The sequence below is a fragment of the Actinoplanes auranticolor genome, assembly GCF_018332655.1.
In the GTDB taxonomy this organism is placed as follows: domain Bacteria; phylum Actinomycetota; class Actinomycetes; order Mycobacteriales; family Micromonosporaceae; genus Actinoplanes; species Actinoplanes auranticolor.
Window position 1 is genome coordinate 98,853 of the sequence record NZ_BOQL01000037.1, and the last position, 19,402, is coordinate 118,254.

Below are 19,402 nucleotides of genomic sequence, written 5' to 3' on the forward strand. Positions count from 1 at the left end.
CCTACGGTGAGGGCGTCGTCGACCTCGGAAGGGCTGCCCCGTGCCACTGGAGGACTGGTTCCTGACCGCGGACGAGCGTGGCAACCCGGACTCACAGATACCCACCTGGACCACGGGAAACACCGCCGAACCGCTTGTTCACGGAAGAACGTATTTCGACCGGTTGGTGAACGAGGTGGAAGCGCTGCGTGAAGGCGACCACCTGTTCTTCACCGACTGGCGGGGCGACCCGGACGAGCGGATGCGCGACGACGGGCCGACCATCGCCGAGCTGTTCGCGGCGGCCGCCAAGCGGGGTGTGGTGGTCAAGGGCCTGCTCTGGCGCTCGCACATCGACAAGCTGGCGTACAGCGAAGAGGAGAACCGCAGCCTCGGTGACGACATCGCCGCCGCGGGCGGTGAGGTGCTGCTCGACCAGCGGGTACGCCGCGGCGGCTCGCACCACCAGAAGCTGGTGATCATCCGGCACCCGGACGAGCCGGAGAAGGACATCGCGTTCGCCGGTGGCATCGACCTGTGCCACAGCCGCCGCGACGACGCGGACCACCACGGTGACCCGCAGCCGATCGCGATGGCCACCGCGTACGGCAAGAACCCGCCCTGGCACGACGTGCAGCTCGCCCTGCGCGGCCCGGTGGTCGGCGCCCTGGATCTGACCTTCCGCGAGCGCTGGACCGACAAGGTGCCGCTGGACCAGCACGGCCCGATCTCCACGATCGAGGACAAGCTGCGCGGCGCCGACCTGCACGCCGACGAGCTCCCGCCGCAGCCGCCGGACCCGCCGGAGTGCGGTCCGCACGACATCCAGGTCCTGCGCACCTATCCGGCGATGCGCCCGCCGTACGGTTTCGCCCGGCTGGGTGAGCAGAGCATCGCCCGCGGCTACACGAAAGCCATCAAACGGGCCCGCCGGCTGATCTACCTGGAGGACCAGTACCTGTGGTCCAAGGAGGTCGCCCAGCTGTTCGCGGACGCGCTCAACGACAACGAGGACCTGCATCTGGTCGCGGTCGTGCCCCGGCACCCGGACGTGGACGGGCGCTTCGCCCTGCCGCCCAACCAGGTCGGCCGCGAGGAGGCCATCGAGCTGTGCCGCAAGGCGGCGCCGGAGCGGGTGCACGTCTTCGACGTGGAGAACCACGCGGGTACGCCGGTCTACGTGCACGCCAAGGTGTGCGTGGTGGACGACGTCTGGGCCAGCACCGGCAGCGACAACTTCAACCGTCGTTCCTGGACCCACGACAGTGAGCTCTCGTGTGCCGTGCTGGACGACACCCGGGACGAGCGGGTGCCGCTGGATCCGGCCGGTCAGGGTGAGGGCGCCCGCCGGTACGCGCGTGACCTGCGGCTCGAGCTGATGCGCGAGCACCTGGACCGCGACGACGAAGACGGCCTGATCGACCCGGACGACGCGGTGCGCACGATCAGCGCCGCCGCCGACGCGCTGCGTGACTGGCATGCCGGCGGTGAGCGGGGCCCCCGTCCGCCGGGCCGGCTGGTGCCCCACGAGACCGAGCGCCTGCCGTGGTGGCAGCGGATCTGGGCGGTCCCGGCGTACCGGCTCATCTATGACCCGGACGGACGGCCGTGGCGGGCCCGCCGGACCGGCACCTGGTAGTGCCAGGCATACCCCGGGTGTAGCCGTGGACGGCTGGGAGGGACCGCTCCGCACTCATTACCGTGACGCTGTGTCAACAAACGAAGCTCCCTGGCAAGCCCTCCGCAACCGTCACTACCTGCTCTCGGCGGGTCCGTGGCGGGCCATCCTCTACGGACTGACCACCCTGCCGCTCGCCGGCGTCGTCGGCGTCGGGCTGGTCACCCTCATCCTGCCCTGGCTGGCCGCCGGCCTGCGGTTCAACGACGGCCGGGTGATCGACGGCCCGCTGCTGTTCGTGATGGTCACCGCCCTGGCGATGTTCGCCGGGCTGGGTCCGCTCGTCGCGATCCCGCTGGCCGCCGTCGAACGCGGCCGGCTGGCCCTGATCGACCAGCGGCCCGTGCAGTCGGCGCACCGGCCGCTGCGCACCGATCCGATCACCTGGCTGCGGGTGCGCTACACCGAGGCGGCCACCTGGCGGGAGGTCCTCTACGGCGCCTTCCTGGGCCTGGTCGTCCCGGTCGTCTACGCCGTGTACGGCATCCTCGCGCTGATCGACTTCGGCTTCCTGGTGAGCCCGCTGCTCGCCGCGTCCGGCACGGACAGCTGGCAGTTCGGTGCCTTCACGGTCAGCACCCTCGGGCAGGCGGTCCCGCTCGCCATCGTCGGCGTACTGCTCATCCCCGTCCTGCTCTATCTGCTCGGCCTGATCGCCACCGGCCAGGCCGCCACGGCGCGGGCGCTGCTCGGCGACCGGGACGGGACCGCGCTGCGGGCGGTGGCGCAGTCGCGGGCCCGGCTGGCGGACGCGTTCGAGGCGGAGCGCCGGCGCATCGAGCGCGACCTGCACGACGGCGCCCAGCACCGGCTCACGAGCCTGACTCTGCAGCTGGGCATGGCCCGGCTGGACGTGCCCGCGGACTCCCCGGCCGCGGCCCCGCTGGCCCAGGCGCACGACGAGGCCAAGGAGCTCATGGTGGTGCTGCGCGAGCTGATCCACGACATCCGGCCGCAGTCGCTGGCCGACCTGGGCCTGCCCGCGGCCCTGCGCGAGCTGACGGTCCGCTCCCCGCTGCCGGTGACGGTGACGGTCGCGGAGGGTCTGCAGCGCCCGGCCCCGCACCTGGAGAGCACTGCCTACTTCGCGGCCTCGGAAGCGCTGGCCAACGTGGTGAAGCACGCCGCGGCGAGCCGCGCCGACCTGCTGCTCGCCCAGGCCGGGGACATGCTGGTCCTGGAGGTACGCGACGACGGGCGCGGCGGCGCGGACCCGGCGCACGGCACCGGGCTGACCGGGCTCGCCGACCGGGTGGCGGCCGTCGGTGGCCGGCTGCTGCTGGCCAGTCCGGCCGGTGGCCCTACCCTGATCCGGGTGGAGCTTCCGTGGCAGAGCTGATCAGGGTGGTGCTGGCCGAGGACGGCGTGCTGCTGCGCGAGGGCCTGGTCGGGGTGCTGTCCCGCTTCGGCTGCGCGGTGGTGGCGGCGGTCGGTGACGGTCCCGAGCTGCTCGCGGCGGTGGCCGAGCACCGGCCGGATCTGGTGATCACCGACATCCGGATGCCGCCGACCTTCACCGACGAGGGGCTCCAGGCGGCGGTCACCCTGCGCCGGGAGCAGCCGGGCCTCGCGGTTGTGGTGCTGAGCCAGTACGTGCAGGAGGAGTACGCGGCCGCCCTTTTGGACACCGGCGACGGCCGGCGGGTCGGTTACCTGCTCAAGGACCGGGTCGTCGACGTACAGGAGTTCATGACCTCGCTGCAGACGGTGGTCGGGGGCGGCACGGTGGTCGATCCCGAGGTCGTGCGCCGGCTGCTGCGCCGGCCCAAGGATCCGCTGGCGGCGCTGTCCCCGCGGGAGCGCGAGGTGCTGGGGCTGGTCGCCGAGGGCCACTCGAACTCGGCCATCGCGGCCAAGCTGTTCGTGACCGAGGCGGCCGTCGGCAAGCACGTCGGCAGCATCCTGGCCAAGCTGGACCTGCCGCCGGCCGAGGACACCAACCGCCGGGTGCTGGCGGTGCTGGCCTATCTGCGGGCCTGACCGCGATATTGCTTGACCCTGACGCTACGTCAACCCTCCATCCTCCTGTCATGAGCACCTCATCAACACCCGGGCCGGTCCCGGAACCCCCCATCCACGTGCGAGGGCTGGAGAAGTCGTACAAGGAGCTGCGCGTGCTGCGCGGCGTGGACCTCGACGTGGCGCGGGGCAGCATCTTCGCGCTGCTCGGCTCGAACGGAGCCGGCAAGACCACGGTGGTCAGGATCCTCTCCACCCTGCTGAAGGCCGACGCGGGCAGCGCGCGGGTCAACGGTTTCGACGTCGCGACCCAGGGCGCCGACGTCCGCGAGTCGATCAGCCTGACCGGGCAGTTCGCGGCGGTCGACGAGATCCTCACCGGGCGGGAGAACCTGGTCATGGTCGCCCGGCTGCGGCACTTGAAGAACACGGGCGCGATCGCGGACGACCTGCTGAGCCGGTTCTCGCTGACCGAGGCGGGCGCCCGGCGGGTGGGGACGTACTCCGGTGGCATGCGCCGCCGGCTGGACATCGCGATGAGCCTCATCGGGGACCCGCCGGTGATCTTCCTCGACGAGCCGACCACCGGCCTGGACCCGCAGGCCCGCATCGAGGTGTGGCAGGCCGTCCGCAAGCTCGCCGAGGGCGGCACGACGGTGCTGCTGACCACGCAGTACCTCGACGAGGCCGAGCAGCTCGCCGACCGGATCGCGATCCTGCACGAGGGCCGGATCATCGTCGACGGCACGCTCGACGAGCTCAAGCGGCTGCTGCCGCCGGCCAAGGTCGAGTACGTCGAGAAGCAACCCACCCTCGAAGACGTCTTCCTCGCTCTGGTCGGCACCGCCACGAAGGGCGAACAGCGATGAACAAGCACTTCCTCGGTGACACCGCCGTCCTGCTGGGCCGCTCACTGCGCCACATCGTGCGCAGCCCCGACACCATCATCACCACGGTGGTCACGCCGATCGCCATGCTCCTGCTGTTCGTCTACGTGCTCGGCGGCGCGATCAGCACCGGAACCGCCTCGTACGTGAACTACCTGGTGCCCGGCATCCTGATCATCACCATCGCCTCGGGCATCTCCTACACCGCGTACCGGCTGTTCCAGGACCTGCAGGGCGGCATCTTCGAGCGGTTCCAGTCGATGCCGATCGCCCGGGCCGCCGTGCTGTGGGCCCACGTCCTGACCTCGCTGGTCGCCAACGTGATCTCGCTCGTGGTGGTCCTGCTGGTCGCCCTGGTGATGGGCTTCCGGTCGGGTACGGGCGTCCTGGGCTGGCTCGCCGTCGCCGGCATCCTCGTCCTGTTCACCCTGGCGCTGACCTGGCTCGCCGTGATCCCCGGCCTGACCGCGAACTCCGTGGACGGCGCGAGCGGGTTCGCCTACCCGCTGATCTTCCTGCCGTTCATCAGCTCGGCCTTCGTGCCCACCGCGTCCATGCCGGGCCCGGTACGCGCCTTCGCCGAGAACCAGCCGGTGACCTCGATCGTGAACACGCTCCGGGCCCTGTTCGCCGAGCAACCGGTGGGCTCGGGCATCTGGACCGCCCTGGCCTGGTGCGCCGGCATCCTGGTCGTGGCCGTCGCTTTCGCGCTACGCACCTACCGCCGCCGGATCAGCTGAGCCAGGATCGGAACATGCTCACGATCGGCCAGCTGGCGGCGTACGCCGGCGTCACGGTGCGGACGGTGCGGCACTACCACCAGATCGGGCTGCTGCCCGAGCCGGAGCGGGACGCGTCGGGCTACCGCCGGTACGGCGCCTCGGCAGCCGTGGCCCTCATCAAGATCCGCACCGTCGCGGACGCCGGCGTACCGCTGTCGCAGATCGGCCTGATGCTGCAGGCCGACGCCGCGGCCCTGGCCGAAGCCGTCGAGAAGATCGACAGTGACCTGCGCGAGGAGATCGAACGGCTGGAGCTCAGCCGCAAACGGATCGCGCAGCTCGCCGCCGGCGATGCCCTGGTGCTCCCGCCGGAGGTCACCTGCTATCTCGACCGGCTCCGCGAGGTCGGGGTGTCGCAGCGGATCCTGGAGGGTGAGCGGGACGGGTGGATCCTGCTCGCGGCCCGGTGGCCCGAGCACATGCCCGCGGTCATGGCGGACAAGTTCGCGGAGCTGGAGGATCCGCAGCTCGTCCGGCTCTACCGGGTCCTCTCCGAGGTCGGGGACAGCGACGCCGCCGACGAGTCGCGCCTGGAGGAGATCGCCGACCTCATGGCCGGTCTGCTCGACCGGGCCTACGCCGCCGGTGAGCCCGACCTGGGCGAGGAATGGCAGGACGAGATGCCGTTCGACCTGATGAACAATCTCGCCGCCGAGGCCGATCCGCGGATGCCGCGGATCGTGGAGCTCATGCGCAAGCGCGGCTGGGACGGCTGGACCCGGCTCAAGCGGGTGGACTAGGCGAGTTCAGGGCGCTCCGGGCGCAGCGACCAGGCCGCCGGGGCCCAGATCGGCGCCTGCGGGTCCCCGGTCAGTTGCAGCGTGATCTGCCACTCCCGCATCGACGGCCGGCCCGCGGCCTCCCAGCGGTCGACGATCAGCACCGCCTGGTCGCCGTACTCGGCGGCCTGGTCTCCCCCGGCCAGCACCGAACCGTCCGGCAGAATCGCCGCGCCGCCGGCGCCCTGCTCGTCCAGCAGGACCACGCCGCTCACGTCCCGGTCGGGCAGGGCGGCGTGGGTGGCCCGACCGCTCCACACCCCGGCCGCGTACCAGAGGTCGCGGTAGGCGTAAGACCCCAGCGGCGGATCCCAGCGCGGCGGCGTGACCGGGGCGAACGCGGCCAGGGCGCCGGTCGGCACCGGATGCGGATGGGAGCGTGGATGGGCGGCGGTCAGCGGGCCGGCGGCGCTCATGAACCCGGACGGGCAGATCACCGTCGCGGTGACCGGGCCCCGCGGTGCGCCGTGCACCGCGAGCACCGGGTGGGTGCCGGCGTGCTCCACGGGCACGACGATCGGGCCGGGCTGGGCCTGGGCCAGCCAGTGCGGCGACACCCCGGCGACCCCGACGGTCACGATCGCCCGGTCGAACGTCTCGCCCGGCGCGCCCGCATAGCCGTCACCGGTGATCACCCGTACGCCCTCGACACCGGCCGCGGCCAGCGCGGCCCGGGCCCGTTCCGCGACGTCGGCCTGCACGTCCACGCTGGTGACCCACGCGCCCAGCGCCGCCAGCAGCGCGGCGTTGTAGCCGGTGCCCGCGCCGATCTCCAGGACCCGGTCGCCGGGTCCCACCTCCAGGCCCTCCAGCATGATCGCCATCAGCGACGGCTGGCTGGACGAGCTCACCGCCACCCGGCCGTCGACCTTGGTGACCAGCACGTCGTCGCGGTAGACGGCGTCCCGGAACCCCGCCGCGCCGGGCCGGGCCCAGGATCCGTCGCGGCGCTGGAAACCCTCGGCGACGAACAACTCCCGCGGCACGGCGGCGAACGCGGCGGCCAGCTCGGGCGTCAGCGGGGCGCCGTTGCGACGGAGCTGCTCCACGAAGCGTCGCCGCAGGTCAGTCACACCACCACCGTACGGCCGCGGCGGCCGCCGCGCTCAGTCGCGCCGGCACGTCGGCCCGGTGGTACGGCCACTCGGCCGGCTCGATCCGGTCCAGGAACTCCGCGTACAGCGCGGCCGACCGCAGCTCGGCGACCGGCCTGATCAGGTCGAGGACCCGCTCGGGATCGGCGCCGGGCACATCCGTGCGCCACCGCTGGGCCCACTGCTGCAGCACCTTGCCGGGCTCCTCCAGCCCCTCGCAGAGCCGCAGGATGTCGTACGCCGGATGGGCGACAGTGGCATCGCCCCAGTCGACGATCACGCGGGACTCCCCGTCGGCGCGTACGTTGCCGGGGTGCAGGTCGCCGTGCACCAGGGTGTCGGGCAGCCCGCAGGCCACGATCGCCGCGATCCGCGCGGGCAGCTGGTCCAGCACCGCCGCCAGCCCGTCGATCTCGTCCAGGAACGGCTCGGCCACCCGGGCCAGCCGGTCGATGTCGAAGCGCCGGTCGGGCACGCCGGCCGCCAGCAGCTCGTCGATCCGGCCGGCGAAGTGCACCTGGGCCGGGTGCCAGTCGGCGGCGACGGCCGCGCAGAAGTCCTCGTCGGCGCCGTAGCGGTCCTCGCCGGGCACGTGGGCGAGCAGCATCCGGCCCGGGGCGCCGGCCCGCAGGACCGTGGGCACGAGCCCCGGCGCGAAGCCGTCCACGAGCGCCAGCACGGCGGGCTCGTGCGCGAACATCCGCGGCACCTGCTTGAGCCAGGCGACCGGGGTGCCCGCGGCGTCCAGGTGCCAGATCATGGACAGGTTCCAGGTGCGCTGCTGGACGGGGGTCAGATCGTCGCGGCCGGTCGCGGCCAGCGCCCAGGCCACCGAGGCGGCCGGGCCGCCGGGGACCGCGTACGGGGCGCGCAGCGGATGCGGCGTCAGGTCGGCGTCGGCCGGCGCCAGCGGCACGCCGGGCGGCTCGAAGACCTGCGCCAGGTACGTGACGTGCCCGCCGGGCTGGGCCGGCCGGTCGGCCGTGAGCAGCCGCAACACGTGCACCTCGATGCCGTACCGCTCCCGGGTGGCGGCCACCACGTCGGCGGCCTCGGGCCACCAGGGCATCTCCACCTCGATCGGTGGCAGGGCCCCGAGCACGGCACCGGCGGCATCGACAAGGACAAGCGTCACGGTTCGGCCCACGCCAGGACGGTATCGGCCGGGCCGGGATCGGGCGACCGCGTTTTCCGCCGGCCCGCGCCGTAATCCGGACGACATCCGGATCCGGCTACCGTGACGTCCGTGAACAACTCCCAGGTCGGTGCCACGCTCGTCTTCGACGTCACCGAGCCCGCCGAGATCGTCCTGCTGATCGCCGCCGCGGATCCGGTCTCGGAGTCCCTGTCGCTGTCCAGCGACGGCCGCAGCGTGGAGGCGGTCGAGTTGCCCGGCCGCCAGCACTACGTCCGGGCCCCTCAAGGCCGGTTGACCGTCACGTACGCGGCCGAGGTGGCCGTCACCCGGCCGGTCCCGGCGGACGTCACCGAGCCGGACCGGATCGTCGCGCTGCGGCCGAGCCGGTACTGCCCGTCGGACAAGATGGCCGGGTTCGCGGGCACGTTGTTCAGCGGACGGCCGGACGCCACCGCCACCGTCCGGGCGATCCGCGACTGGGTGCACGACCACCTCAGCTACGAGGCCGGCAGCAGCGGGCCGACCACCGACGCGGCGGACACGCTGCTCGACGGCCGCGGTGTCTGCCGCGACTACGCCCACCTGATGACCACGCTGTGCCGGGCCATGAACGTGCCGGCCCGCGTCGCGGCGGTCTACGCCCCGGGCCTGTCCCCGATGGACTTCCACCTGGTGGTGGAGACCGCGCTGGACGGCCGGTGGCAGGTGTGGGACGCGACGGGGCTCGCACCCCGGCAGAGCTTGATCCGCATCGCCACCGGCCGGGACGCGGCGGACACCGCGCTGGCCACCACCCTGTCCGGCCTGCTGACCATGCCGGAGCTGATCATCACCGCGGTGGCCGGCGGCGACCTGCCGATGGACGACCACCGCGAACCGGTCGAGCTGGCCTGACGAGGCCCTAGGTCACGGCCTCGAAGCGGGCGCGCAGGACAGCGCCGTCCGGGCGGCCGTGCAGGCGCAGCCGGGCCATGCCGCCGTCCGGGAAGATGTCCAGCCGCACGTGGGTGGCCACCGGGACCACCGACACCCCGAAGCGGTGCCGGGTGTCCGGGGAGAGCCGCACCTGCGGCAGCAGGTCGAACCAGTCGGTCGGGTCGTCCAGCAGGCCGGTGCGGGCGTCGATGCCGCGCAGGGTCGCGCTGCCCGGTGCGTTGCCCTTGAAGTGACTGGTGTCCAGCTCGGCCAGCTCGATCACCGACGGCACGGCCAGCTGCACCAGCACCCAGTCGTTGCCGTCGTCGCGGCGGCGGGACGTCTCCCAGCCGTCGCCCATGGAACGGGCCAGGCCCGGGTAGATCAGGTTCTGCGGGTGGCCGTAGAACATGTTGCTGCAGCCGGCGATGCGGGCGCCGTACTCGGCCGCGGCCACGTCGAAGACGCTCGGCAGCAGCCGCGGGTCGGGCACGACCTCGCCGTGCACCCGCAGCCGGGCCACCCCGCCGTCCGGGTAGATGTTCAGCCGGATGTGGGTGTAGCGCTGGCTGGAGTCGACCGGGAACAGGTTCTGGCTGTCGCCGACCAGCGGCGAGCGCGGCACCAGCGCCACCCAGTGCGCCTCGGCCAGCTGGATCGGATCGGGATAGCCCTCCAGCGCCGCGCCCTCGACCGACGCGTGCGGCGGGTAGTTGCCGGTGAAGAACGCCGTGTCGACGTCGATGCCGTGCACGATGCCCGGCGCGCCCAGCCGGATGATCGCGGTGTCGTGCCCGGGCTCGCGCCGGCGGCGGGTCTCCCAGCCGTCGTACACCTGGCCCTTGTGCCCGAAGGTCCGCGGCGCGAACACCGGCCGGGCCGGCTCGACGAGATGGTCGGCCGCGGCGAAGAACTCGTCGTTGGCGAACACCACCCCGCCGCCGAAGGTGCGCGACGCCAGGTCGGGCAGCAGCGTGAACTCCTCCATCAGGAACCCTCCCGGGTCAGGAAGACGCCGCGGGGGGCGTCGCCGGTCACGGTCCGTCCGCGCAGCCAGGTCGTGCGGACCACACCCGTCAGGACCTTTCCCGCGTACGGCGTGACGGGGTTGCGGTGGTGCAGGCGTACGGGATCGACGGTGAAGTCCGCGGCCGGGTCGAAGGCGACCAGGTCGGCGTCCGCCCCCACCGCGATCCGGCCCTTGCCGGTGAGCCCGACCAGGTCGGCGGGGCGCTGGGCCATCCAGCTGACCACGTCGGCGAGGGAGTGCCCCCGGGCGCGGGCAGCCGTCCAGACCACCGGCAGGCCCAGCTGCACCGAAGCGATGCCGCCCCACGCCGCCGCGAAGTCGCCGGTGTCCGGCCGCTTGAGCTCGGGAGTGCACGGCGAGTGGTCACTGACCACACAGGTGATCAGGCCCTCGGCGAGCGCGGCCCACAGCCGGTCGGCGTTGGCCGCGTCGCGGATGGGCGGGCAGCACTTGAACTCGGTGGCGCCGGCCGGGATCTCGGCGGCGTCCAGCGTCAGGTAGTGCGGGCAGGTCTCGGCGGTGACCCGCAGGCCGTCCGCCCTGGCCCGGGCGATGAGCGGCAGGGCGCTCGCGGCGGACAGGTGCAGGATGTGGACCCGCCCGCCGGTGACGCGGGCCGCCTCGATCGCGTTGGCGACGGCGGCGTGCTCGGCGTCGGGCGGCCGGGAGGCGAGGAAGTCCGCGTACGCCGGGGAGGACACGGCGGCGTGCAGGTGGTCGGGGTCCTCGGCGTGCACCACGAACTGGGCGTCGACCGCGCGCAGGGCCTCGCCGAGCTGGTCGGGGGTCAGCGGCGGGAACTCGGGCACGCCGGAGTCGGCCAGGAAGGCCTTGAAGCCGTACACCCCGGCGGCGTGCAGGGCGGGCAGCGCGCCGGTGTTGCCCGGGATCGCACCGCCCCAGAAGCCGACGTCCACGTGGATCTGACCGCGGGCGGCGTTCTGCTTGACCGCGAGCGCGTCGGCGTCGACGGTCGGCGGCAGGCTGTTCAGCGGCATGTCCACGATGGCGGTGACCCCGCCGGCGGCCGCGGCCCGGGTGGCGGTGGCGAAGCCCTCCCACTCGGTGCGGCCGGGCTCGTTGACGTGCACGTGGGTGTCGACCAGGCCGGGCAGCAGGGCGAGGTCGCCCAGGTCGACGTCCTCGGCGGTCTGGAGCACGGCGGCGTAGTCGTCCACGGCGACGATCCGGCCCCCGGCGACGGAGACCGCGGCGGGCTGCTCACTGCCGCCGACGACGGCACGACGGGACCGCACCACCAGATCGACCATGGGCCGAGCCTAACCGCCAACTGTTGCCACACGGCTACGTCGGGTGAAGCCGAGCGGCAAGATCACCGATCCCGTGTCCGGTTCCCGACCGGGTGGATCATCGGGGCTGGGCGGATCGCCGGCGGCTGAGGGCGGTTCGCCGCTCAGAGCAGTGCGGTCAGCTCCTCCCGGGTGAAGCCCGCGTCGTCCAGCGCCCCGCAGTCCAGGCCGCGCAGCAGATAGCCGGCCAGCGCCCGGGCCGTGGCCGGCTCGTCCAGGATGCCGCCCGACTGCCGGTCCAGATACCGCCGCAGCCGGATCGAGGCCGCGTCCACACCGTCGGCGAAGAAGGCGTAGGTGGCCGCGAACCGGGTCGGCAGCTGCGCCGGGTGCAGGTCCCAGCCCTGGTAGAAGCCGCGTTCCAGGGAGCGGCGGACCAGGCGGTGGTGCAGCGCCCAGGCGTCGTGGACGGCCACGTCCGAGCCCACCGGGAGGATGTTGGTCGAGCCGTCGGAGAGCCGGACGCCGGTGCCGGCCGCCGCCGCCTGGATCACCGCCTTGGCGTAGTCGGCGACCGGGTGGTCCATCGCCTGGTAGGCCGCCGCCACCCCGGCCGCGGCGCTGTAGTCGTACGTGCCGTAGTGCAGGCCCGTGCACCGGCCGTCCGCCGCGGTGATCAGGCGGGCCACGGTCGCTGTGCCGTCCGCGCCGAGCACCGCCGACGGCAGCTCGATCTGGATCTCGAACGTCAGCGTGCCGGCGGCCAGGCCGTACCCGCGCTCCAGCGTCCCGCACAGCGCGACCATCGCGGTAACCTGGTCCGGGCCGCTCACCTTGGGCAGGGTCACCGTGAACGGCTCCTGGTGCAGCGACAGGAACAGGTCCAGGGTGCGCAGCGCGCGGTGCCGGGTGGCCGCCTCCAGCGACTTGATCCGGATCCCCATGAACGGCGGGCGGGGGCCCTCGGCGAGCACGGCCACGGCCGCCTTGACCGCCGCGTCCTCCTGGTCGTCGTCGCGGACGCCGTAGCCGTCCTCGAAGTCGATCCGCAGGTCCTCGATCGGCTCGGTGGCCAGCTTGGCCCGGACCCGGTCAGCCAGCGCGGCCGGGAACGGCAGCGGCGGGCAGTCGTCCAGCGCCGCCAGCGCCTGGGCGCCCCACTGCCGGAAGCCGCCGATCCGGTCGGCCGGGATGTACACCGTGTGCACCGGCTGCCGCCCGGTCCGCTCCCCCGGATACCGGGTGGCGAGGAACCTGTCGTGGGCGGCGAGCCGGTCGTCCAGGGCGGCGTAGTCGTCGTCGCTGAGCCGCATGGTCAGTCGATCGAGTCGTAGGCGGCCGTCGTCAGGAAGTCCGCGAAGTCGTCGGCGAGGGCGACCCGCTCGAAGAGCTTGCGCGCGTCGTCGAAGCGACTGCCCGCCCAGGCCTGGTCACCCAGGGTCGCGCGGAGCTCGGCGAGCTCCTCGTCCTCGATCCGCCCGACCAGCTCGGCCGTGATCGTGGTGCCGTCGTCGAGGCGTACCCCGTTGTGGATCCACTGCCAGACCTGGGAGCGGGAGATCTCCGCGGTGGCCGCGTCCTCCATCAGGTTGTTGATCGCGACCGCGCCGTTGCCGCGCAGCCAGGCCTCCAGGTACTGCAGGGCGACCGAGACGTTGCCGCGCAGGCCCGCCTCCGTCACCGCGCCGCCGGTGGCCGCCACGTCGAGCAGCTGCGCCGCGTCGACGCCGACCTCGTCGCGCCGGCGGTCGAGCTGGTTGGGCCGGTCGCCGAGCACCCGGTCGAAGATCTCCCGGCAGACCGGCACGAGGTCGGGGTGGGCCACCCAGGAGCCGTCGAAGCCGTCGGCGGCCTCACGCTCCTTGTCCTCGCGGACCTTGGCCAGGGCGACCTCGTTGACCGCCGGGTCGCGGCGGCTGGGGATGAAGGCGGCCATGCCGCCCATCGCGAAGGCACCGCGCCGGTGGCAGGTGGAGACCAGCAGCTCCGTGTACGCCCGCATGAACGGCGCGGTCATCGTCACCGCCGCCCGGTCGGGCAGCACCATCGCGGGGTTGTCCCGGAAGTACTTGATGATGCTGAACAGATAGTCCCAGCGGCCGGCGTTGAGCCCCGAGATGTGCGGGCGCAAGGCGTGCAGGATCTCGTCCATCTCGAACGCGGCCGGGATGGTCTCGATCAGCACGGTGGCCCGGATGGTGCCGACCGGGATACCCAGCGCCTCCTGCGCGTACGTGAAGACGTCGTTCCAGAGCGCCGCCTCTTTGTGCGACTCCATCTTGGGCAGGTAGAAGTACGGCCCGCTGCCCCGGCTGAGCAGCTCGGCGGCGTTGTGGAAGAAGTAGAGCCCGAAGTCGACCAGCGCCCCGACAGCCGGCTCGCCGTCCACCGGCAGGTGCCGCTCGTCCAGGTGCCAGCCCCGCGGCCGCATCACGATGGTCGGGTACGGCCCGTCGCCCAGCTCGTACGTCTTCTTGCCGGTCTCCAGCCGGATCATGCGCCGGATCGCGTCGTGCAGGTTCTGCTGGCCGTCGACCACGTTCGACCAGTGCGGGGTGTTGGCGTCCTCCAGGTCGGCCAGCCACACCTGGGCGCCCGAGTTGAGGGCGTTGACGGTCATCTTGCGTTCTGTGGGACCGGTGATCTCCACCCGCCGGTCGGCGAGATCGGCCGGAGCGGCGGGCACGGTCCAGTCACCCGCGCGGACGTCGGCCGTCTCGGCCAGGAACCCGAGGCTGCCACCGCCGGCGATCTCAGCCCGCCGCGCCGCGCGGGCGGCCAGCAGCTCGTTGCGGCGCGGCCGGAACCGCCGGTTCAGGTCGGCTACGAAGGCCACGGCCTCCTCGGACAGAATCTCGGTCACGGTCGGCGACTCCCCTCACTGCGATGGCTCGGCGCGCATCCCCTCGTACCGTATCGGTCCGGGCGCCCGCCGCACGGAACTCAGCGGGGACATGGCAGTGGCCCCCGCGGGGAAACGGGGGCCACTGCTTTTTCCTATCTGGGGATGAGGGCGCCCCCTGGGGATGGGGGCACCCGGTGGTGCCGACCTAGAAGTTGCCGAACGAGTCGCACTTGGCCTTCTGGACGATGCAGTTCTTGACCCGGCTGCCCAGCGCCTCGTCCTCCCAGGCGAAGAACGCGTCGCCGTGCATCGAGGAGGCGTTGCCCGAGGACAGCTTGAAGCCGGCGGCGCTGCCCGAGGTCGGGTAGCCGATCACGAAGGACAGCGACGGGATCGCCACCGGGAACTTGCCACTCGCGCAGGTGCCGTCCGGGCCGGTGCCGCCGACGTGCGACTTGTGGTCCGGGCTGTCCAGGTGCACGCCGTCCCAGCAGTCCGGGAAGGTCAGCTGGAAGGTCAGCTCGGCCGTCTTGGCGCAGACCGGCCAGTTGCCGTCGGCGCTGCGGCCGACCTCGCCGCCGGCCCCGGCGCACCAGAACTGGCCGGGAGCGCCCTTTCCGGTGGCCACCTGCCGCTTGGCGTCGCCGACGATCATGCGGAAGCCCTGCGGGAACGGCACCGTCCTGGTGGGGTCCTGGAGGCGCGAACCGTAGTAGACGGTGACGCCGTGCGGGTTGACGGCCTTGCCGTTCTCCTGCAGCTCCGGCACCCAGTACGCCGAACGGTCCTCGCCCGGCTGGCAGCTCGAACCGGCGTTGGCCAGCAGCGTCATGGTGGTGGTGTTCGCGTCGGTGCTGTCGTTGCCCATGAACGTGTGCATGTGCGAGGCACCGGACATGCCCGGGAAGACGATCGGGTCGTCGGAGTTGGAGTGGCTGACCGTGCACGAGGCGTTGAACTCGGGCACCCGGACGTTGCCGGCCGGTACGGCCCTGGGCTTCATCGCCTGGAACGCGGCGAGCTGCGCCTTCCACTTGGCCTGGTCCATGGTCACCCAGCCGTCGCCGGAGGGGGTGCCACCGGTGGCGGACGCAGTGGGAGCGGGCGTGGCAGCTGCGGGCGTGGTGGCGGCAGGCGTGGAGGGCGCCGGCGTGGCGGCCGCTCCGAAGGTGAACCAGTTGACGTTCACGAAGTCGCCGGCCTGCGCGCTCTTGAGCACCGCGAAGACGGTCTGCCGGCCGGTGGGCACGGACTTCGCCGTCGCGGTGACCGTCGTCCACTTCTGCCAGCCGCCCGTCCGGGCGACCGGGAACGTCGCCAGCAGCGCGCCGGTCTGCGAGCCCAGGTGCAGCTCGATCGAGCCGCCCGTGGCGTTGTCCGAGGCGATCCGGGCGGCCAGGCCGGCGTCGGTCACCGAGACGTTGTCGTAGCGCAGCCAGTCCCCGGCGGCGAGCCAGCCGACGTTCTTCCCGCCGTCGGCGTCGCCGGTGCCCTCGACCTGCGCGCCGGACTGGGCGGCGTACGCCTCGGCCTGCACCCGGCCGGGCACGACGGTCTCGGCGGCGCTCGCGTTGGCGATGTAGATGCCACTGCCGCCCAGCGCGGCGGCGACCGCGGCGGCCAGGGCGACGCGGGTGGTGCGCCGGCGCCGCTTGGCGACCTCGCCGGGCGCGACGTGGGCAGGAGTTGTCCGCATAACCATTCCTTCACTGAGGCCGTACCGAAGCGGTGAAAGCTATTCGCCAGGGAGTATGCACAGCTCAGGAGGCTTGTATCAAGGCGCGAAAGAAGATTTAGGAATCGCCCGACAATGGCCCGCAGGTCGCGGCGATTCCGAGACCCGATAACAATTAATCGGAGCCGCTTCCTTAAGTTTTCCTAAAATCCGTCGATCAGCCGACGGTGTGCCCGGCGAGCGCGCAGCGTGAGCGCGCGGGCGTCGGCGTTGACCAGGTGCCCGCGTTCCACCACCGGCCGGCCGCCGACCAGGGCCAGCTCCACCGGCGCGGCCGGGCCGAGCACCAGGGCCGCGACCTTGTCGTCGATGCCGTCGTGGCCGAGCCCGTCGAGGCGCCAGAGCACCAGGTCGGCGAGCTTACCCACCTCGAGGGAGCCGATGTCGCCGGCCCGGCCGAGACAGCGGGCGCCGCCCATCGTGCCCAGCCGCAGCGACTCGCGGGCCGACAACGCCGCCGGGCCGCCGCGCAGCCGGGCGACGTACAGCGCCTGGCGCAGCTCCTCGCCCAGGTGCGCCGCCTCCTGCGAGGCCGAGCCGTCCACGCCCAGACCCACCGGGGCGCCGGCGTCGAGCAGGTCCCGGACCCGGGCCAGCCCCGCCCCGAGGCGGGCGTTCGAGCTGGGACAGTGCGCGACCCCGGTGCCGGTCGCGCCGAGCTTGGCCACGGCCGCGTCGTCCAGGTGGACGCCGTGCGCCAGCCACACGTCCTCGCCCAGCCAGCCGAGCTGTTCGGCGTACTCCACCGGGGTGCACCCGAACCGGGACCGGCAGAACTCCTCCTCGTCGTCGGTCTCGGCGAGGTGGGTGTGCAGCCGGACGCCCTTGCGCCTGGCCAGCGCGGCGGCCTCGCTCATCAGCTCCCGCGTCACGGAGAACGGCGAGCAGGGCGAGACGCCGATCTGCAGCATCGACCCGGGCGACGGGTCGTGCCACCGGTCGATCGCGGCCTCGGTGGCCGCCAGCGCCGCGTCCGTCTCCTCGACCACGTGGTCCGGCGGCAGCCCACCCGAGGAGCGGCCCAGGTCCATCGAGCCGCGGGTCGGGTGGAACCGCAGCCCGATCTCCCGCGCGGCCTCGATCTCGGCGGCCAGCACGTCACCGCCCTCGTGCGGGAAGACGTAGTGGTGGTCCATGCTCGTCGTGCAGCCCGACAACGCCAGCCAGCCCAGGCCCGCACCCGCGGCGGCACCGACCGCCTCGGCGTCGATGCGGCCCCAGATCGGGTAGAGCGTGGTGAGCCAGCCGAACAGGTTGTCGTCCTGGGCCAGGCCGCGGGTGACCCACTGGTAGAGGTGGTGGTGGGTGTTCACCAGGCCCGGGGTGACCAGGCAGCCGGTCCCGTCGACCCGGCGGGGCGAGCCGGGCAGGACACCAGCGCCACCCGCACCGACCGCGGCGATCCGGCCGTCGTCGCCCACGACCACGTGGCCGTCGGCGTGCTCGGTGCCGTGCTCGTCGACCGTCGCCACGGTGACGTTCTCGATCACGATCACAGGTACCACTCCGCTCCGGCCGCAGGCACGTCGTCGCGGGTGACGGTGCCCTCGATCAGACCGTACGGGCGGTCGCCGGCCTGGAAGACCTCCTGCGGGTTGTCCAGGCCGAACGGCGACAGATCGACCAGGTAGTGGTGTCTGTTGGGCAGCGCCAGCCGGATCTCGGCGATCTCCGGTCTGTCCCGCAACACCCGCTCGCCCATCGCGTACAGGGTCTGCTGCAACGAGTAGCTGTAGGTCTCCACGAACGCCCCGACCAGCGCCTGCTTCGCCCCGGCGAACGACTCGTCCCAGCCGGCGGCGTCGCCCAGGTGCCGCCAGCGGGCGGCGACGGCGGTGGCCAGGATGCGGTCGGTCGTCTCCGGCAGCGTCGTGTACCGGTCCCGGGGATAGCCGTGGAACTCCGAGTCGGTCGTGTTCAGCAGGACCAGATCCTTGAGCCCGGAGACCACCTGCGTCCCGTGCTCGGCGACGGTCACCACAGCGGTGCGGACGTGGTCGCCCGAGCGGCGGAACGAGTGCGGGCCGAGCCGCTCCCAGCCGTACGCCTCCAGCGTGACCTCGGCCCCGGAGATCTGCGGCTGGGTGGTCACGAAGTGCCGGGCCAGCAGCAGGCCGAACGCCTCGGGCGCGCCGACACCGTGCTCGCGGGCGAAGGCGTACACCGTGTTCTTCATCGTGTCAGTGGGCAGCACCCCGGCGTTGTCGCCGCTCAGGTGGGTCGCCGCCAGGTCGCCGGAGAGCGCGACGCTCACATTGAGATCCACCAGCTCATGGCTGTCGCCGCCGCGGCGCACGTGCACCAGGCGGGTCTCCGCCTTGCCGTACCGGTTGCGGCCCAACACGATCGCCACGGGTCAGCTCCCTCGGTAGGTGGTGTAGCCGTAGCGGCTCAGCAGCAGCGGCACGTGGTAGTGCCGGTCCGGGTCGTGCACGTGGAAGGCGACGGTGATCTCCGGGAAGAAGGCCTGACCCCCGAGGTACGGCTCCACGTAGAACACGAACCGGTAGCCGCCGGCCTGCCAGTCGTGCAACGGGACCCGGTGGCGCAGCCGGCCGTCGTCGTCGGTGCGGCCCTCGGCGATCAGCTGCCAGCCGTCGGAGTCCCGGCGCTCGAGGCGCACGTACACGTCGCGGGCGGGGTCGCCGGTGACCGTGTCGAGGATGTGGGTGGAGATCCGGGCGTGCGACGTCGCCGCCGTGCCGTCAGTCGAGGGCATCGAGCAGCCTCTCCAGTCGCAGCAGAGCGATCTTGCGCAGCTCGCCGGTCACGACGGCCCGCTCGGTCGCCTCGTCGTTGCCGATCCGCTCGCGCGCCGCGGCCAGGATCTCCTCCTGCGTCCGGCCGCTCGCGAAGATCAGGAACACGTGCCCGAACTTGTCCTCGTAGGCGTGGTTCGCCGCGGTCAGCGCGGCCCGGGTGTCGTCGTCGCCGCTGCCCGCGGCCGTCGACTGCTCCCGCCGCGACCAGGCGGCTTCTTTCGAGTCGCCCTGCGCCCGCTCGCCGATCCGCGGATGAGCCGACAGACCCTGCCGGACCTCGGGCCAGCTCAGGCTGCGTGCGGCCGCATCGGCCGCGGCCATGACCGCTTCCTTCGACGGGTACGGCCGCAGCGCCGCGACCGCCCGGCCCCACGCCGGAGCGGCACACACCGCGAGCAACTCCGCCTCGAGCCGGCCGGCGGGCAGGGAGTTGAACGCCTCGACCCGGTCCACCCGTTCACCCCCTGTTGTGCAGACGGACAGTCAAGCAGGACCCCCCCGATCTTGCACCAGTATCCGTTACCTCTCAGTGCGCTCTGGTGAGCGCCCGATCAGTAGTCCTGCCTTGC

Annotated in this window: 18 protein-coding genes; 7 read left to right on the top strand and 11 right to left on the bottom strand. The window is 72.7% G+C overall.

All coding sequences use genetic code 11. The features are described from left to right. Window positions 1–40 precede the first annotated feature (40 nt). From Aau02nite_RS23480 to Aau02nite_RS23505, 6 genes are all read left to right on the top strand, one after another. Window positions 41–1,618, top strand: a complete 1,578-nt coding sequence (locus Aau02nite_RS23480; RefSeq protein WP_212990699.1) for a phospholipase D family protein — start codon at window positions 41–43, stop codon at window positions 1,616–1,618. Between the two features lie 70 nt (window positions 1,619–1,688). Further along, the gene (locus tag Aau02nite_RS23485; RefSeq protein ID WP_246595380.1) at window positions 1,689–2,996 is read left to right on the top strand and encodes a sensor histidine kinase; all 1,308 of its coding nucleotides are present in this window, start codon (window positions 1,689–1,691) and stop codon (window positions 2,994–2,996) included. After that, window positions 2,984–3,637 carry a response regulator gene (locus Aau02nite_RS23490; protein ID WP_212990701.1) on the top strand — a complete coding sequence of 218 codons (654 nt, stop codon included), beginning with the start codon at window positions 2,984–2,986 and terminating at the stop codon, window positions 3,635–3,637. The genes Aau02nite_RS23485 and Aau02nite_RS23490 overlap by 13 nt, the downstream gene beginning before the upstream one ends. A 50-nt stretch (window positions 3,638–3,687) precedes the next feature. After that, on the top strand, window positions 3,688–4,485 hold the full coding sequence (locus tag Aau02nite_RS23495) for an ABC transporter ATP-binding protein (RefSeq protein WP_212990702.1): 798 nt from the start codon (window positions 3,688–3,690) through the stop codon (window positions 4,483–4,485). After that, window positions 4,482–5,243 (top strand): ABC transporter permease, encoded by a 762-nt coding sequence (locus tag Aau02nite_RS23500; RefSeq protein ID WP_212990703.1) that lies wholly within the window; start codon window positions 4,482–4,484, stop codon window positions 5,241–5,243. The genes Aau02nite_RS23495 and Aau02nite_RS23500 overlap by 4 nt, the downstream gene beginning before the upstream one ends. Window positions 5,244–5,257: 14 nt before the next feature. Continuing rightward, window positions 5,258–6,025 carry a MerR family transcriptional regulator gene (locus tag Aau02nite_RS23505; protein WP_212990704.1) on the top strand — a complete coding sequence of 256 codons (768 nt, stop codon included), beginning with the start codon at window positions 5,258–5,260 and terminating at the stop codon, window positions 6,023–6,025. On the opposite strand, the gene Aau02nite_RS23510 is transcribed toward Aau02nite_RS23505, so the two are convergent. Further along, on the bottom strand, window positions 6,022–7,137 hold the full coding sequence (locus Aau02nite_RS23510; RefSeq protein ID WP_212990705.1) for a protein-L-isoaspartate O-methyltransferase family protein: 1,116 nt from the start codon (window positions 7,135–7,137) through the stop codon (window positions 6,022–6,024). The two genes, Aau02nite_RS23505 and Aau02nite_RS23510, sit on opposite strands and share 4 nt — an antisense overlap. After that, window positions 7,130–8,305, bottom strand: coding sequence for a phosphotransferase family protein (locus Aau02nite_RS23515; protein ID WP_212990706.1), 1,176 nt, complete (start codon window positions 8,303–8,305; stop codon window positions 7,130–7,132). Before Aau02nite_RS23515 ends, Aau02nite_RS23510 begins: the two co-directional genes overlap by 8 nt. Window positions 8,306–8,404: 99 nt before the next feature. Here Aau02nite_RS23515 and Aau02nite_RS23520 point away from each other — a divergent pair, with 99 nt between their 5' ends. After that, on the top strand, window positions 8,405–9,190 hold the full coding sequence (locus tag Aau02nite_RS23520) for a transglutaminase-like domain-containing protein (RefSeq protein WP_212990707.1): 786 nt from the start codon (window positions 8,405–8,407) through the stop codon (window positions 9,188–9,190). A gap of 7 nt (window positions 9,191–9,197) precedes the next feature. Here Aau02nite_RS23520 and alc read toward each other — a convergent pair whose 3' ends face one another. The 9 genes from alc to uraD form a co-directional block, all read right to left on the bottom strand. Then, window positions 9,198–10,199 (bottom strand): allantoicase, encoded by a 1,002-nt coding sequence (gene alc, locus Aau02nite_RS23525; protein WP_212990708.1) that lies wholly within the window; start codon window positions 10,197–10,199, stop codon window positions 9,198–9,200. Continuing rightward, window positions 10,199–11,512, bottom strand: coding sequence for an allantoinase AllB (gene allB, locus Aau02nite_RS23530; protein ID WP_212990709.1), 1,314 nt, complete (start codon window positions 11,510–11,512; stop codon window positions 10,199–10,201). The genes alc and allB overlap by 1 nt, the downstream gene beginning before the upstream one ends. A 143-nt stretch (window positions 11,513–11,655) precedes the next feature. Beyond that, window positions 11,656–12,804, bottom strand: a complete 1,149-nt coding sequence (locus Aau02nite_RS23535) for a DUF6986 family protein (RefSeq protein ID WP_212990710.1) — start codon at window positions 12,802–12,804, stop codon at window positions 11,656–11,658. A gap of 2 nt (window positions 12,805–12,806) precedes the next feature. Beyond that, window positions 12,807–14,354, bottom strand: a complete 1,548-nt coding sequence (aceB, locus tag Aau02nite_RS23540; RefSeq protein WP_212990711.1) for a malate synthase A — start codon at window positions 14,352–14,354, stop codon at window positions 12,807–12,809. Between the two features lie 187 nt (window positions 14,355–14,541). Beyond that, the gene (locus Aau02nite_RS23545; RefSeq protein WP_212990712.1) at window positions 14,542–16,032 is read right to left on the bottom strand and encodes a DUF1996 domain-containing protein; all 1,491 of its coding nucleotides are present in this window, start codon (window positions 16,030–16,032) and stop codon (window positions 14,542–14,544) included. Window positions 16,033–16,214: 182 nt separating this feature from the next. Further along, window positions 16,215–17,567: an 8-oxoguanine deaminase gene (locus Aau02nite_RS23550; protein WP_212990713.1), complete on the bottom strand. Its 1,353-nt coding sequence runs from the start codon at window positions 17,565–17,567 to the stop codon at window positions 16,215–16,217. Further along, window positions 17,564–18,424, bottom strand: coding sequence for a factor-independent urate hydroxylase (gene pucL / locus Aau02nite_RS23555; protein ID WP_212990714.1), 861 nt, complete (start codon window positions 18,422–18,424; stop codon window positions 17,564–17,566). The genes Aau02nite_RS23550 and pucL overlap by 4 nt, the downstream gene beginning before the upstream one ends. Window positions 18,425–18,427: 3 nt before the next feature. Next, window positions 18,428–18,790, bottom strand: coding sequence for a hydroxyisourate hydrolase (uraH, locus tag Aau02nite_RS23560; protein ID WP_212990715.1), 363 nt, complete (start codon window positions 18,788–18,790; stop codon window positions 18,428–18,430). Further along, window positions 18,777–19,286 (bottom strand): 2-oxo-4-hydroxy-4-carboxy-5-ureidoimidazoline decarboxylase, encoded by a 510-nt coding sequence (gene uraD, locus Aau02nite_RS23565; RefSeq protein WP_212990716.1) that lies wholly within the window; start codon window positions 19,284–19,286, stop codon window positions 18,777–18,779. The genes uraH and uraD overlap by 14 nt, the downstream gene beginning before the upstream one ends. Between the last annotated feature and the right edge of the window lie 116 nt (window positions 19,287–19,402).